This window comes from Paracoccus broussonetiae (genome assembly GCF_031854425.1).
Taxonomy (GTDB): domain Bacteria; phylum Pseudomonadota; class Alphaproteobacteria; order Rhodobacterales; family Rhodobacteraceae; genus Paracoccus; species Paracoccus broussonetiae.
The window spans coordinates 44,503-58,378 of record NZ_JAVRQI010000012.1 but is presented as its reverse complement, the minus strand read 5'-3'; the positions used below and the strand labels follow the sequence as shown (position 1 = coordinate 58,378).

Annotated in this window: 13 protein-coding genes; 5 read left to right on the top strand and 8 right to left on the bottom strand. The window is 64.5% G+C overall.

Annotated elements, in window-relative coordinates:
* Positions 1 to 2: 2 nt before the first annotated feature.
* Positions 3 to 2,171, bottom strand: coding sequence for a hypothetical protein (locus RM190_RS15665; protein ID WP_311760401.1), 2,169 nt, complete (start codon positions 2,169 to 2,171; stop codon positions 3 to 5).
* 530 nt (positions 2,172 to 2,701) lie between these two features.
* Between RM190_RS15665 and RM190_RS15660 the strand changes: the two genes are divergently transcribed.
* Together RM190_RS15660 and RM190_RS15655 are read left to right on the top strand one after the other, a co-directional pair.
* Positions 2,702 to 3,424, top strand: coding sequence for a helix-turn-helix transcriptional regulator (locus RM190_RS15660; protein WP_311760400.1), 723 nt, complete (start codon positions 2,702 to 2,704; stop codon positions 3,422 to 3,424).
* 2 nt (positions 3,425 to 3,426) lie between these two features.
* Positions 3,427 to 3,957: a hypothetical protein gene (locus RM190_RS15655; protein ID WP_311760516.1), complete on the top strand. Its 531-nt coding sequence runs from the start codon at positions 3,427 to 3,429 to the stop codon at positions 3,955 to 3,957.
* Positions 3,958 to 4,044: 87 nt separating this feature from the next.
* Here RM190_RS15655 and RM190_RS15650 read toward each other — a convergent pair whose 3' ends face one another.
* The 7 genes from RM190_RS15650 to RM190_RS15620 form a co-directional block, all read right to left on the bottom strand.
* Positions 4,045 to 5,619, bottom strand: a complete 1,575-nt coding sequence (locus RM190_RS15650) for a GMC family oxidoreductase (RefSeq protein ID WP_311760399.1) — start codon at positions 5,617 to 5,619, stop codon at positions 4,045 to 4,047.
* Between the two features lie 16 nt (positions 5,620 to 5,635).
* Positions 5,636 to 6,157, bottom strand: coding sequence for a Twin-arginine translocation pathway signal (locus RM190_RS15645; RefSeq protein WP_311760398.1), 522 nt, complete (start codon positions 6,155 to 6,157; stop codon positions 5,636 to 5,638).
* Positions 6,158 to 6,221: 64 nt separating this feature from the next.
* Positions 6,222 to 6,617 (bottom strand): VOC family protein, encoded by a 396-nt coding sequence (locus tag RM190_RS15640; RefSeq protein ID WP_311760397.1) that lies wholly within the window; start codon positions 6,615 to 6,617, stop codon positions 6,222 to 6,224.
* 90 nt (positions 6,618 to 6,707) lie between these two features.
* Positions 6,708 to 6,995, bottom strand: a complete 288-nt coding sequence (locus RM190_RS15635; RefSeq protein ID WP_311760396.1) for a ribbon-helix-helix domain-containing protein — start codon at positions 6,993 to 6,995, stop codon at positions 6,708 to 6,710.
* Positions 6,996 to 7,128: 133 nt separating this feature from the next.
* Positions 7,129 to 7,713, bottom strand: coding sequence for a 2'-5' RNA ligase family protein (locus tag RM190_RS15630; protein WP_311760395.1), 585 nt, complete (start codon positions 7,711 to 7,713; stop codon positions 7,129 to 7,131).
* 88 nt (positions 7,714 to 7,801) lie between these two features.
* Complete coding sequence (locus tag RM190_RS15625; protein ID WP_311760394.1) at positions 7,802 to 8,539, bottom strand: YoaK family protein; 738 nt, start codon at positions 8,537 to 8,539, stop codon at positions 7,802 to 7,804.
* A gap of 29 nt (positions 8,540 to 8,568) precedes the next feature.
* A complete protein-coding gene (locus tag RM190_RS15620) occupies positions 8,569 to 8,961 on the bottom strand; it encodes a hypothetical protein (RefSeq protein ID WP_311760393.1) in 393 nt (130 codons plus the stop codon).
* Positions 8,962 to 9,164: 203 nt separating this feature from the next.
* Here RM190_RS15620 and RM190_RS15615 point away from each other — a divergent pair, with 203 nt between their 5' ends.
* The 3 genes from RM190_RS15615 (at position 9,165) to RM190_RS15605 (ending at position 13,875) form a co-directional block, all read left to right on the top strand.
* On the top strand, positions 9,165 to 10,283 hold the full coding sequence (locus tag RM190_RS15615) for an efflux RND transporter periplasmic adaptor subunit (protein ID WP_311760392.1): 1,119 nt from the start codon (positions 9,165 to 9,167) through the stop codon (positions 10,281 to 10,283).
* Positions 10,284 to 10,289: 6 nt separating this feature from the next.
* Positions 10,290 to 13,457, top strand: a complete 3,168-nt coding sequence (locus tag RM190_RS15610) for an efflux RND transporter permease subunit (RefSeq protein WP_311760391.1) — start codon at positions 10,290 to 10,292, stop codon at positions 13,455 to 13,457.
* A 151-nt stretch (positions 13,458 to 13,608) separates the two neighbouring features.
* Positions 13,609 to 13,875, top strand: coding sequence for a UBP-type zinc finger domain-containing protein (locus RM190_RS15605; protein ID WP_311760390.1), 267 nt, complete (start codon positions 13,609 to 13,611; stop codon positions 13,873 to 13,875).
* Position 13,876: the final 1 nt, after the last annotated feature.

Below are 13,876 nucleotides of genomic sequence, written 5' to 3'. Positions count from 1 at the left end.
GCTCAGGCGTCGTCGCCGACCACGCTGGAGTTCAGATCGCCTCCGACGACGGTCATATCGACCGAGTTGCCAAGGATGTTGGCGCCCATGACGATGCTCTGGTTGAACGCCGTGGTGTCCAGGACGCCATCTGCCGAGGCGGTCGAGGTCCCGGTGACATAGCCGTCGTCACCGTTGTTCGAACCCCACATCCCGGCATTGGCCGAACCGCCTGCACCGGTCGTGATGTCGCTGATGTCGCCGCCATTGCCGCTGCTGGCATTGGCACCGTAACCGCCCATGGACCAGCCGCCGGTGGCTTCGGCATAGCCGCCGTCTCCACCCGTTGCATCGGCCGCGCCACCCATTCCGTCTCCGGCCACTGCGCCGCCGAACCCGGCACCATAGCCACCCGCTTCGCCACCGGCACCGCCGGTCGACGTCGCATTGCCCGTGCCGCTGCCCGAGGCAGCACCCGAGGCCGCGTCGCCGCCGACACTTGCCGCTGCGGCCAGCGCCGCGCCAAGGCCATTGCCATCGCCGCCGTCGCCGCCTCCGCCGCCATTGCCGCTGTCGCCGCTGTCGCCGCCTGCGCCGCCATTGCCGCTGTCACCACCGGCCCCGCCGGTGCCGCTATTGCCGCCATAGCCGCCGTAGCCGCCATAGCCGCCTTCGCCACCAGCGCCGCTGGCACCGCCATAGCCGCTGTCGCCGCTGTCGCCGCCGTCACCCGCGTCGCCGCTGTCACCTGCGTCTCCGCTGGTTCCACCGGTGGCGCCGCCGACGCCAAGGCCAAGCAGCGCGCCAATACCAACGCCGATGCCGCCAAGGGCAGGACCGCCCGCGCCACCGTCGCCGCTGTCACCGCCGTCGCCGGCGCTGCCGGTGCTGCCGCCCGCGCCAGCATCGCCGCTGTCGCCGCCAGAGCCACCTTCGCCGCCTTCGCCGCCGTCTCCACCGTCACCGGTCTCACCGCCGTCGCCGGCACTGCCGCTTTCGCCGCCGTCACCCGCATCGCCGGTCGCACCGCTGCTGCCGCCTGCCGCACCGGCACCGCCAAGGCCTGCGCCCAGGCCCAGTGCGCCTGCGCCCGCCGCGCTGCTGCCGCCGGTCGCGTCGCCGCTTTGGCCCGCGCCAAGACCGACACCAAGCGCGCCGGAATCGCCGCCCGAGGCATCACCGCCCTGACCGGCACCAAGACCGACACCAAGTGCCGAGCCGCCGACGCCGATGCCGCCAAGTGCGGCAGCGCCTCCGCCCGCGGCCCCCGTGGCCACGCCGCCAGCCGAGGTGGCACTGCCACCGGCCGCATCCGCATAGCCTTCGCCGCCGACCGCAAGCACATGGCCGCCGTCGCCGCCGGTGCCGCCGGCATCAATGCCGTCGCCCGAATCCGCGTCGCCGCCATTGGCATCGCCGTTCTGGTTGAATTCGGAAGCATTGGTGACGTCGGGGTCGGTCAGGCTGTCTTCGTCGTTGATCTCGCCGACCTGGTTGTTGACGGTGCCGACACCGTCGCCGATCGTGATGTTTTCCAGCCGCACGTCATGCGTGCCGACATTCACCTCGCCATCGCGGTTGACCAGCACATCGCCCATCGTGCCATAGGCATTGTCGATGTCGACATAGTCGTTGTCCGACGGCTCCCAGCCGTCCAGATCCAGCGACACATCCACCGTGGTCGTCACGTTGGTTGCGACATCCGTGTAGTTGTTGGCTTCGTTCGTCGCGGTGTTGCTGCTGTCATTGCTGTTTGCAGAACTGTTGCTGGCCGAGTTCGCGGCCGAATTGGCGGCACTGTTCGAGGCATCGTTGCTGGACGTGTTGTCCGCAGCGTTCGTTGCGCCGTTCTCCGCATTGTTGTGGGCACCGTTCGCCGCACCGTTCAACGCGCCATTCGCCGCCCCATTCAGCGCAATGTTGCCTGCGCCGTTATAGGATTCCGAACTGCTTTCATTGCTGTTCGAATTCTCGTTTCCATTCGTGTTTTCGTTGCTTTGGGACTGTTCCTGGCCTTGTCCCTGACCTTGCCCCTGGCCTTGGCCCTGTCCCTGCGCTTGCAGGTTCAGCTGGCCTTGACCCTGGCCCTGGCCCTGGCCTTGTCCCTGACCTTGCCCCTGGCCCTGATCCTGATCCTGGCTTTGACTGTCGAGGGGCCAGGCGAACAGGTTCGTACTACGGCTGTCAGCCATCGTGCTCACTCCCTACGGGTGGGCGGGTACGGTCAATGCATTCGCAGACACGTCGCCCCGTCCGGGTTGAAGGTGAAGAGAAAGCAAACCGAGTCCGACCGCTGAGCCCATGCTCACCGTCTTGACGGCGCAACCGTCCCCGCTTTGCTGAGTGTATCAAGTCGCCGCTCCTCCACCTCGAGCGACTCCCGATTCGGACGCGGCGAAATGCCCGCGCCGACATCATCGAAAATACGCCGAGAGGCCTTGTGCTTCCTAGCCGCTCGAAGGCGCTAGGCCTGCCTCTAGCCATTGGAGCCTCAGCCATTCCCGGTGGCTATAGCCTTTCGGCACGAATTGGACGCGGGACCATGCGAACGGGTTAGCCCGTTTGGCTATAGTTTCTGCGGTTCAGGGGATGGACGACGCTTTTTGGTCCGGCACCTGCCCAATTCACTGGCGGCGCTGCCACGTTATGTTACCTTCCACGAGTCTAGACACGCTACCACCGTCTGAGAAGCGGCAAAATCATTGACACGAGCGTGTCAAGGATGGCGCCGCCACCGCTACCAGAACGGAGTGTAATGATGATTCCAAGTCGTAACGATTTACCGGCACTTGTCCCCGAAGTTTCCCTTCCCGTGGTCGAGGTGGTTTTTGTCGGCAATCACTGCAATTTTTCGGGCTGCCTGATTTCTGCGACAGTGCAGGAATTGGGGGGAGTAAGCTCGGCAACCCTCAGCTCGTTTCCAAAATTTAAGGAATTCGTGCAGACCACCGGCGCCTTGCCGGAAGTCCTGTTGCTGGACGAGCCCCTGATGCGCAGCATGACCCCTGCCGAATGGACATGGGTGCTGAGCCTGCCCGGCCTAAGGTTGGGCATCGCCTACAGCACCATGGAATTCGCACTGGCATGTCATGCCGATCCGGCCCTGCGACGACATTCGGTCAATCTTCTGCCGCTGAATGTGCGGCTGGATGTATGGCTGTCCATCGTCAAGCTGATCGTCCATGGCGGCAGCTATGTCTGCCCCGAGGTCATCGCGGCGCTTCCCCACGAGGAGCGAACCGAGGCCGTCGGCGTCTCTGGCCTTACGCAACGGCAGCTTGATGTCTTGCAACAGGTCGCGGACGGTCATTCCAATAAGAGCATCGCCAAGAATCTGGGCCTGTCGATCCACACCGTCAAGCTGCACTTGCACAATGGCAGCATCCGGCTGGGCGCGCGCAACCGGACCGAAGCGGCGATGCGCTTTCGCGAGATGCGTCCGTGACCATGCCCGGGCCCCAGCCCGACGACCTTTCCGGTCTGATCCCGACCGGAGAGGCCGGGCTGGACGCGATCCTGTTGCGGGTCGGGCGCCTGAATTATGCCTGGAGCAACACCGAAAGCCTGCTGGTCCATCTGATGGCCGGGCTTTCGGGCATGGCGATGGATGCAGCGGTCGTGGTGTTTTTATCCCTTAGTTCGACCCGGGCGCGGATCGAACTGGTCGAAAGGCTGGCCAAGCAGCGCCTTGCTTCAGGTCCGGAACGGCATGACCTGCTGGACCTGATGGCGCGATTTGGACGGTTCTCGGCGGTGCGCAACCGCTACAATCACAGCCTGTGGTCCTTTCAGGAGGATGGCTCGATCGCCACCATCCTGATGCGGATCGCTGACCGTCGCGATCGCATCAGGATCGGTCAGCGCCAGCCCCTGACCGCCGAGGAAATGGCCCGGCTGGATCAGGATCTCGACGACCTGTCCGAACTGAACCGCGCGATCTGGAGGTTCCTGCACAAGCACGGCTATCCGATCGACTGATCTACGCGCGAGGATGATCGACACGCGCAAACCTTCATGGCTGGGCCGCCGACGACGGGTCCGTCAGGGCGTCGGCGGCCCGCTTTCTCAGACGTTCCCGGCGGCCATTTCCGTCGCGATGTGATCGGCCTGCCGGATGGCAAGGGCAACGATGGTCAGCGTCGGGTTCTCGGCCGCGCCACTGGTGAACTGGCTGCCATCGCTGATGAACAGGTTCGACACGTCATGAGACTGTCCGTGCTTGTTCACCACTCCGTCTTCGGGCTTTTCGGACATGCGGTTCGTCCCAAGGTTGTGGGTCGAGGGATAGGGCGGCGTCGGCATGGTTCGCGTGGCGCCCACCTCGCGATAGATCGATTGCCCGACCTGATAGGCGTGATTGCGCATGGCGATGTCGTTGGGGTGATCGCTGAAATTCACGTTCGCCACCTTCAGCCCAAAACGGTCCTCGACCTCTGACAGCGTCACCCGGTTGTCGGCCTGGGGCATGTCCTCGCCCACGATCCACATGCCGGCCATGTTCTCATAGCTGTCCAGCGCGGTCGTGAACTCTCGGCCCCACGAGCCGGGATCAAGGAAAGCCGCCATGAACGGCAGGCCAAGGCTCAGCGTCTCCAACTCATACCCGCCGACGAACCCGCGCGAGGGATCGTGGCGCGCCTCATCGCGGATGATCCCGGCCATGGTGGTGCCGCGCCACATATGCACGGGTTTTTCGAAGATCCCATAGACCGAGCCGGTGGTGTGGCGCATGTAGTTCCGCCCCACCTGCCCCGAGCGATTGCCCAACCCGTCCGGGAACATCGCGCTGTGAGAGTTCAGCAGCAGCCGGGGGCTTTCGAAGCTGTTTCCCGCGACGCAGACCAGCCGGGCCTTCTGCATGTGCAGGTTGCCATCCTTGTCGAAATACTCGACGCCCGTGACCTTGCCCTTGTCGTCATGCAGGATGCGGGCGGCATGGGCATTGTCGCGGACTTCAAGATTGCCGGTCGCTTCACCGCGCGGAATGTCGGTATAGGCGGCCGACCATTTTGCGCCCCACTTGCATCCCTGAAAGCAGAAGCCGGTCTGCTGGCAGGACATCCGGTCATCATATTCGACGCTGTTGATGGCCATGTTGCCGGTATGGACTTCCTTGTATCCAAGCGCCTTGGCACCTTTTTCAAACACCTTGAAATTGCTGTTTCCCGGCAATCTCGGGCGACCGCCAACGCCGGACACGCCCAGCTTTGCCTCGGCCTTGTCGTACCAGGGCTGCATTTCGGTGCCGTCGATCGGCCAGTCCAGCAGGTTGGCCCCCTCGACAGTGCCATAGTTGCTTTTCGCCTTCCACTCATGCTCTTGGAAGCGCAGCGAGGCCCCCGCCCAGTGGATCGAGGTTCCCCCCACTGCCTTCACGATCCAGGCCGGCAGGCCGGCGAAATCCTTTGCCACGCGCCAGTCGCCCGATGTGGTGCGCGGGTCGGTCCAGGCAAGCTGGCCGAAGCTTTCCCATTCGTCATTGATGTAATCTTCGGGAAGATAGCGCCCCCCTGCCTCCAGCGCGACGACCTTGACGCCCTTCTGCGCCAGTTCGTTGGCGAGCACCCCACCGCCCGAGCCGGTGCCCACGATGACCACCACGCTGTCGTCGTTCAGATCGAATTTGGCTGCTTGTGCCATGATGCATTTCCCCCCTTCACAGCCAGTCGATGTCGTCGAAGCCACGATTGATGTAGCCGCCTTGCGAGAAGGACTCGCCTTCATAGCCGAAGATCGGCCAGATCTCTTTCTGGTTGTATAGCCCGGTTACCAACCCACCGCGGACGGTCTGGAAGAAATTCGATTCCTCGACAGCGCGCAGGATCGCGACGCGCTCTGCCTCCCATCCGGCGGAAAGATAGTCCTCGAAGCCGGCATCCTTGGCGGCCTTGTCGATGGCGGCGATCCCTTCGGCCACAACCGCCTTCTGTTCGGCACTGTCATAGCCCTTGACCGCGATCGCATAGAACCGGTCGCCCACCCTGTCATGGGGATAGATGTCGCGCGCCATCTGCAGCAGCGTCGCCATCTCGTGTTCGCTGACATGGGTGACTTCGACCGCCCAGGCGGCGTCCGGAGCGGCGACAAAGCCGGTCCCGATGACGGCCAAGGCGCCAGCTGCAACGGCGCGCGACAACAGCGCCCGCCGGGTCAGCCCCTGCTTGCTGAGTTCTGACATGTTTCCTTTCCTCCTCCCACGCTTTCCGTCGGGGTCGGCCGCTCCTCCGGCAGGCCGCGACGGCTTATTTGTAGCGGCCTCCGCGCTGCAGAACCTCGATCTGGTAGCCATCCGGATCGGCAATGAAGAAGAACCGCGCAATCACCGTTCCGCCCGGCGCGAAATCGATCAGCTTGCGCGGATTAAGGCCCCCGGCCTCAAGCCGGGCGTGACATGCGTCCACGTCCTCGACCGAGAAAGCGACATGGCCATAGCCATCGCCCAGATCATAGGGTGTGTCGCGCCCCTTGTTGACGGTCAGCTCCAGCTCGGTCTCGCTTTCACCGTTCGACAGATAAACCAGCGTAAATGTGTCGAAATCCAGCCGGTCGGCGACTTCAAGGCCGAAACAGCGGGCATAGAAATCAACCGATCGCGCCTCATCCAGCACCCGGATCATCGAATGGATATATTTTGCCATGCTCGCCGCCTTTTGCTTCCTGTCTGGACCAAGGCTAAAGGCCGCGATCCGCTGTCAGGTAGTAACGGCTTACTACAAGCGCGATTAACGCTATTCGGCGGCGGTCGCGGCCAGATGGTGCTCGTCACCCAGATGGATCGTGCAGGCACAGCGCAGAAGCGAGGTAAAGTTCCTGACTTCGCCATGCAATTCAAGCACTTCGGCATGAAGCTTGGAAATGAACCCCGGTGTCGAAAGACCCTGCTGCGCGGCGATACGGTCAAGGATTCGCCAGAAGGCGCGCTCAAGCCGGATCGAGGTGGACTGCCCGTTCAACCGCAGCCGCCGCGTCACCGTTTCGTATCGTTCGGGATCCTGCCCCGCAAAGACCTGGCACATAGCTTGATCTCTTTACATCCGGTTGCCCAACATTGTGGCATCCCGGTCCTGTGGTCAACGAGTTCCGATGGTCCCGGACCGCCATTCCTTCCGAGCCGGAAATGAGAAGCGCCGCCTCGGCCGTATCGGTGCCCTATTGCTTGCCGCCCGACGCCGGATCGTCCGGCGCGCGGTTCAATCTCCATGAGGCCAACGGAATGTGCCGCCCCACACCGCGCAGGCTTTCGGTCAGCGTGAAGCTGTCGATCTGCCAGTGGATCGGCTGAGGCAGGGTGATGTCATCGCCAAAGCCCTTGCCATAAGCCAGCGTGACATGGGGAACCAGCCGCCATCGCGGCCAGCGCAGGTCCTCGGGCAGCGCCGAGAGCAGGGCCGCGGCAAGCGCCTCTCCCTCAACGCTGCGTCCGCCGGCCACGGTCAGGACCAACGGGTTGTTGCGCGCCCGCCCGTGACGCCATGTCGCAAGACGGTCAAGCTGGACGTCGAAGACAGGACAGGTGACAGCCGCCCCGACATTCAGAAGCTGATCGACCAGCCCTTCGGGAACGACGCTGACATCCGCGACCAGCAGAATGGTCATGTGCAGCTTGTCGCGGCGCAGCTTTTCGCCCGTGCCCAGTGTCTGCCACGCATCCGCCATCTGTTCGGCAACGTCCTCGGGCGGGCGGGCCGCGAAGAAGAAGAAATGGGATGAGGGGGTCTTGCCAGGATGCGCCATGATGGAAGCATCGCTTGGATCGGCTGGCTGGTCGATCCCCTGACATGCGGCTGCGCGTCCCGCAGGCCCCCGCTTCGATGGCTGCGAGCTACCCCCGCAGCAGCGACGGGACCGACAGGCCCAGCAGCACCGCCGCCAGCGGAAGCGAGAAAAGGAACCCCAGCGCGGCATAGCCAGCGGCTCCGACGATCCCGCCCAGAACGAATGTGCCGACCAGGGTCAGCAGGATTCGCAGCTTGGCGCGGTCCGCGGAAACGCCGGAGCCGGGAAAAACTGCGCCGCACAGCGCGCGGCCGCATTCGATGCCGATATCCGTGACCATGCCCGTCGCATGGGTCGTGCGGACGCGGGCGTAGGAAATCTTGGTGATGGTCGCGTTCTGCATGCCCATGATGAAGCACAGGCAGGCCAGCGCGAACAGATGCCCGACCGGACCCGAAAGGATGCCGCCTGTCGAAAAGCAGGCCAGCAGAAATCCCTGCAGCGCCAGTGGGATGGCATAAAGCTCTCGGAACTTGCGGCTGCGCGCCCAGTTGATCAGCAGGCTGCTGAGCGCCGCCCCGGCCACGAAGGAGCTGATCGCCAGCAGCGCCGATCCCAGCACCACCAGCCTGCCCCCGATCAGACTGTCGGCCACCTGCGACAGGTAGCCGGTCATATGCGAGGTATACTGCCCCAGCGCGAAGAACCCGCCGGCATTCGCCGCGCCGGCGATGAAGGCCAGGATGCGGGCCAGCGCGAAGTCCGAACCAGCCGAGCGCCTATGCCCGACAAGCACCCTTGCCGAGATGATCGGGCGACGAATGTGCCTGTGGGGCGCGATCATCGGGCTGGCACCTGTCGGGGCGGGACTCGTTACTTCTTCGGCAAATTCTCCAGTTCCGGGAACGGCTGCCAGTGGACGTCCTCGCGGTTGCAGATGGCGTGGTCCAGCGTACCGCCATCGATCTTGCCGTCGCGGATCGGGATGCCGATGCTGTGCCGGCCGATATAGCGTCCCTCGACGTTCTTGCTGTCCGCGCGCACGCAGACCCCCTGCAACCCGTCGGGCAGCGTCGCCACGTTCGAGATTTCGGCCCCCCGGATCGAGGAAGGATCATAGATCAGCGCCTCTGCCCCCGCGACGATCTGGGCTTTCAGGGCCGCGCTGGGTGGGGTCGATCTGGCGATCAACTCGGCATAATTGTCGGATGCGGCGCAAGCGGCCAGAAGCAGGGAACCAGCGATCAGGACAAGTCTTTTCTGCATCATCATTTTCCTTGGAAGCCTGCGCTCACGGTAGGTAGCAAATCCCATGAAGGGAGGGGCCTGCCGCGGACCGAAACCCGGCCTGTGACCTTGGGGAACCACCCCGCCGGAGTCCGCGAGGGCGCGGAAGCGCAGGCAACCCACGGATGTTGCGGAATGGCAGGGGCCGTGGCACCATCCCCTCGGACATGGCGGAGGTGGTAATGGCGCTGACGTTTCGCGGACTATGTGTTCTTGCAACGGCGCTTCTGCCTTGCTCTGCCCTGGCGCAGACCGCACCCGCTGTCATCGTCGCCCCAGCCGAAATGACCGAGGTGCATGAAAATGCCAGCTTTTCGGGGCGGGTCGAGGCGACGCAGAAAATCGACGTGCGCGCCCGCGTCTCGGGCTTTCTCGAGAAAATCGACTTTCGCGAGGGTGCGCGCGTGGCCGAGGGTGCGCAGCTTTACACCATTCAGGATGACGATTACCGCGCCGCCCTGACCGAGATCGAGGGCCAGATCGCGGCGGCCGAGGCGCAGCGTAAGCTGGCCGAGCTTGAACGCGACCGCAAGGCCGAACTGGTGCGCCGCAAGACCGCGGCCCAGAACGAACTGGACGTCGCCGAGGCCAAGCTTGGCGAGGCCGAGGGTGAGCTTCAGCGACTGCAAGGCTCGCTTGAGCGGCAGAAGCTGCAACTGTCCTATACCCAGATCTCGGCCCCCTTCCAGGGAATCGTGGGGCTGACCACGGTGGATGTGGGCGCGCTGGTCGGCCCGGACAGTGGCGCGCTGACGACACTGACGCGGCTTGACCCGATCGAGGTGACCTTTCCGGTCGCGACGGCGCTGGTCCTGACCTACCAGGAGCGACTGGCGCGCGGAGAGATGAGCAAAGAGGCGACGGCACGGCTGAACCTGCCCAATGGCACCGTCTATCCGCTTGCCGGGGACGTCGACTATATCAGTGCGAATGTCGCGCAGGGCACGGATACGGTGCTGCTGCGCGCGCGCTTCGACAATCCCGATGGCATCCTGCTGGACGGCGCTCTGGTCGGTGTCATGCTGGAGGCGCGCGAGGGCGAAAGCACCCTGACCGTCCCGCAGCAGGCCGTTCAGCGCGACCAGTCGGGACCGTTCGTCATGCTGGTGAACGCCGAATCGAAGGTCGAACGGCGGCAGATCAAGACCGGCTCCGCGCATCAGGGCCGAATGGTCGTGACCGACGGGCTTGCCGAAGGCGACCTGGTCATCACCGAGGGGATCAACAAGGTCCGTCCCGGCGTAACCGTCGATGCCGCGCCCGCCGCCGTCCCCGCACCCACCCCGACTTCGGGCGGCTGACCGGCCATGCTGTCGCAAGTCTTCATCGACCGCCCCCGCCTTGCCGCCGTCATCTCGATCATCCTGACGCTGGCCGGGTTGATCGCGCTGACCGCCCTGCCCGTCGCGCAATATCCCGACATCGTGCCGCCGCAAGTCACGGTATCGGCGACCTATCCCGGCGCCGGTGCCGACGTGGTCGAGACCACGGTGGCGCAGCCGATCGAATCCCGCGTCGTCGGCGTCGAGGACATGCTTTACATGAAGTCGACCAGCGGCGCGGACGGCTCTTACAAGCTGACCGTAACCTTTGCCGTCGGCACCGATCCCGACATCGCCACGGTGAACGTACAGAACCGCGTGGCCTTGGCGACGCCGGGATTGCCGGCCGAGGTCAGCGCCACCGGTGTCAGCGTGCGCAAGCAATCCTCGGCGCTGCTGCAATCCATCGCCATCACCTCGGACGATCCGGCGCATGACGGGCTGTTCCTGTCGAATTACGCGACGATCAACGTCCTCGACATCCTGAAGCGGGTGCCGGGTGTCGGCGATGCCTCGCTGTTCGGGGCGCTGGATTACTCGATGCGCATCGTGCTGGACGTGGACCGCATGACCAGTCTTGGCGTCACGCCGGGCGACGTGGTCGCGGCGCTGAAGGCCCAGAACGTGCAGGCCGCTATCGGGCGCATCGGCGCGCAACCGATGACCGACGACCCGCAGTTCCAGCTGAACCTGACGACGCAGGGGCGTCTGACCGACCCCGCCGAATTCGCCAATGTGGTGCTTCGCGCCAATCCGGACGGCTCATTCCTGCGGATCAAGGACGTGGCGAAGGTCGATCTCAGCGCCAAGTCCTCGGACACGGCGGCGCGCTATAATGGCAAGCCGACTGCGATGATCGGGATCTATCAACTGCCGGGCGGCAATGCGCTGGCGGCGGGCGAAGGGATTCAGTCCGCGATGCAGCGCCTGTCCGCGAATTTTCCGCCGGGGGTGAAATACGACATCGTCTATGACACGACCGAATTCGTGAAGGCCTCGATCTCGGAGGTCGAGCATACGCTGATCGAAGCCTTCGTTCTGGTCATCATCGTCGTCTTCCTTTTCCTTGGCAGCGTGCGGGCGACGCTGATCCCGCTGATCGCGGTGCCGGTCGCGTTGATCGGGACGTTCTCGGTCATGCTGGCGCTGGGATTCTCGCTGAACACCGTGTCGCTGCTGGCGCTGGTTCTGGCCATCGGCATCGTCGTCGACGACGCCATCGTGGTCGTCGAGAATGTCGAGCGCGTGATGGAGGAAAATCCCGGCATGGCCCCGGCCGAGGCCGCGAAGCTCGCCATGAGCGAGATCACCGGCGCGATCATGGCGATCACGCTGGTGCTGCTGTCCGTCTTTGTTCCCGTGGCCTTCATTCCCGGCCTTTCGGGGCAGCTGTTCCAGCAATTCGCGGTCGCCGTATCTGTGTCGATGGTCATCTCGGCGATCAATGCGCTGACGCTCAGCCCGGCGTTGTGCGGCATCCTGCTGCGCCCGCATCACGGCCCGAAACGGGGACCGCTGGGCTGGATCTCGCGCCGGATCGACAATGCCCGCGACGGCTATGTGCGGGGCGCGGGCATGATCGCGCGGCGCGCGGTGCTGGGCATCCTGCTTCTAGGGCTTGGCTTCGCGGCGGTTCTGGGCCTGTTCCGGGTCGTGCCCTCGGGCTTCCTGCCGACCGAGGATCAGGGCGCCTTCTTCGTCGAGGTGCGCCTGCCCGAAGGCTCGTCCGTCAACCGCACCAATGCCGCAATGACCGAGGTCGAGACCATGCTGGGCGGGATTGACGGCGTGCGCGGCGTCATGAGCGTGACGGGCTACAGCTTCCTTGACGGGCTGGCGCGATCGAACAGCGGCTTTGCAATCGTCGCGATGAAGCCCTTTGACGAACGCCCCGACGCGAGCAGCAGCGTGTTCACCGCGATCTCGACCGCGCTGGAAAAGGGCCAGGGCATTCGCGCCGCGCAGGTCTTTGCCTTCAACCTGCCGCCGATCATCGGGCTGGGCACGGGGTCGGGCTTTGAATACCAGCTTCTGGACCTGCAGGGACGCGCACCCGCCGACCTGTCAGCCGTCGCTGGCGGGCTGATGGTCGCGGCCAACCAGGACGCGCGGCTGGGACCGACCTTCACAACCTTCTCGGCCGGGTCGCCGCAACTTTATCTGGAGCTGGACCGCGAAAGGCTGCAGACACTCAGCGTGTCGGTCAGCGACCTGTTCACCACCATGCAGGGGACGCTGGGCCAGATCTATGTGAACGACTTCAATCTGTTCGGACGAACCTGGCAGGTAAACGTGCAGGCGGCCGAGGCAGACCGCGCCTCAGTCGACGATATCAATCGACTGCATGTCCGCAGCGCGACCGGCGAGATGGTCCCCGTCAGCGCCGTCGCCAGGGTCAGCTATACGATCGGGCCGCAATCCATCGTGCGCTACAACAACTATCGTTCGGCCACGCTGAATGGCTCGCCCGCGGCCGGCGTGGCATCCGGCACGGCGTTGCAGGCGATGGAGGAAATCAGCGCCACTGCCCTGCCCGAGGGCTACAGCTATGAATGGACCGGCACCGCCCTGCAGGAGAAAGAGGCGGCGGGCCAGACCACCACCATTCTCGCGCTGGCACTGCTTTTCGCCTATCTGTTCCTTGTCGCGCTTTACGAAAGCTGGACGATTCCCGTTCCGGTGCTGCTGTCGGTCGTCGTCGGCGTTGCCGGGGCGCTTGCGGCGCTGAAGCTTGCGGGGCTGGACTTTGGCATCTATGCCCAGATCGGGCTGATCGTGCTGATCGCGCTGTCGGCCAAGAACGCGATCCTGATCGTCGAATTTGCCAAGGCCCGGCGCGAAGCGGGGATGCCCGTCCACGAAGCCGCAATGGCCGGTGCGCGCGACCGCTTCCGCGCTATCCTGATGACCAGTTTCGCCTTCATTGCGGGCCTCCTGCCGCTGGTCGGCGCGACGGGTGCCGCGATGCTGAGCCGCCGCGCGGTCGGGACAGGCGTCGCTGGCGGGATGCTGGCCGCTGCTCTGATCGGGATCTTCCTGATCCCGTCGCTTTACGTCATGTTCCAGTCGCTGCGGGAAAAGGTCAAAGGCAAGCCCGCCCCTTCCTCGGAAGCCGAACCGCCGCCATCGTCGCCTTCGGGCGGGCAGGCCTGAGCCTGCCCCCTTGCGCGGCAGTCGGTGCCAAGCAATCCCGCGACATCGGGAAAACACGCGTCCGGCGCTGGGACAGCGTGCAAAACCTCTTGATTTTGCGGATGCTTGGCGCAGTCTGGCATGGCATCGGATCATCGGCGAAAGGCTGACCATGGCTTGCACGCATCGCGATCAGATCAGGCTGGAGATCCCCCCTGACCATGCGAAGTCGGGCGCGGTCTGCCCCGAATGCGTGGCGATGGGATCGCGCTGGGTCCATCTGCGCATCTGCCTGACCTGCGGTCATATCGGTTGCTGCGACAGTTCGCCCAACCGCCACGCGCGGGCGCATTGGAACAGCACCGACCACCCCGTCATCGGCTCGATGGAGATCGGTGAAAGCTGGTCTTATTGCTTCGAGGATGACGAGTTCCTCTGAC

Excerpts from the sequence above, each read along its gene's own strand:
- RM190_RS15665 (WP_311760401.1), bottom strand. The coding sequence starts at position 2,171 with ATGGCTGACAGCCGTAGTACGAACCTGTTCGCCTGGCCCCTCGACAGT.
- RM190_RS15660 (WP_311760400.1), top strand. The coding sequence starts at position 2,702 with ATGGCGCCGCCACCGCTACCAGAACGGAGTGTAATGATGATTCCAAGT.
- RM190_RS15655 (WP_311760516.1), top strand. The coding sequence starts at position 3,427 with ATGCCCGGGCCCCAGCCCGACGACCTTTCCGGTCTGATCCCGACCGGA.
- RM190_RS15650 (WP_311760399.1), bottom strand. The coding sequence starts at position 5,619 with ATGGCACAAGCAGCCAAATTCGATCTGAACGACGACAGCGTGGTGGTC.
- RM190_RS15645 (WP_311760398.1), bottom strand. The coding sequence starts at position 6,157 with ATGTCAGAACTCAGCAAGCAGGGGCTGACCCGGCGGGCGCTGTTGTCG.
- RM190_RS15640 (WP_311760397.1), bottom strand. The coding sequence starts at position 6,617 with ATGGCAAAATATATCCATTCGATGATCCGGGTGCTGGATGAGGCGCGA.
- RM190_RS15635 (WP_311760396.1), bottom strand. The coding sequence starts at position 6,995 with ATGTGCCAGGTCTTTGCGGGGCAGGATCCCGAACGATACGAAACGGTG.
- RM190_RS15630 (WP_311760395.1), bottom strand. The coding sequence starts at position 7,713 with ATGGCGCATCCTGGCAAGACCCCCTCATCCCATTTCTTCTTCTTCGCG.
- RM190_RS15625 (WP_311760394.1), bottom strand. The coding sequence starts at position 8,539 with ATGATCGCGCCCCACAGGCACATTCGTCGCCCGATCATCTCGGCAAGG.
- RM190_RS15620 (WP_311760393.1), bottom strand. The coding sequence starts at position 8,961 with ATGCAGAAAAGACTTGTCCTGATCGCTGGTTCCCTGCTTCTGGCCGCT.
- RM190_RS15615 (WP_311760392.1), top strand. The coding sequence starts at position 9,165 with ATGGCGCTGACGTTTCGCGGACTATGTGTTCTTGCAACGGCGCTTCTG.
- RM190_RS15610 (WP_311760391.1), top strand. The coding sequence starts at position 10,290 with ATGCTGTCGCAAGTCTTCATCGACCGCCCCCGCCTTGCCGCCGTCATC.
- RM190_RS15605 (WP_311760390.1), top strand. The coding sequence starts at position 13,609 with ATGGCTTGCACGCATCGCGATCAGATCAGGCTGGAGATCCCCCCTGAC.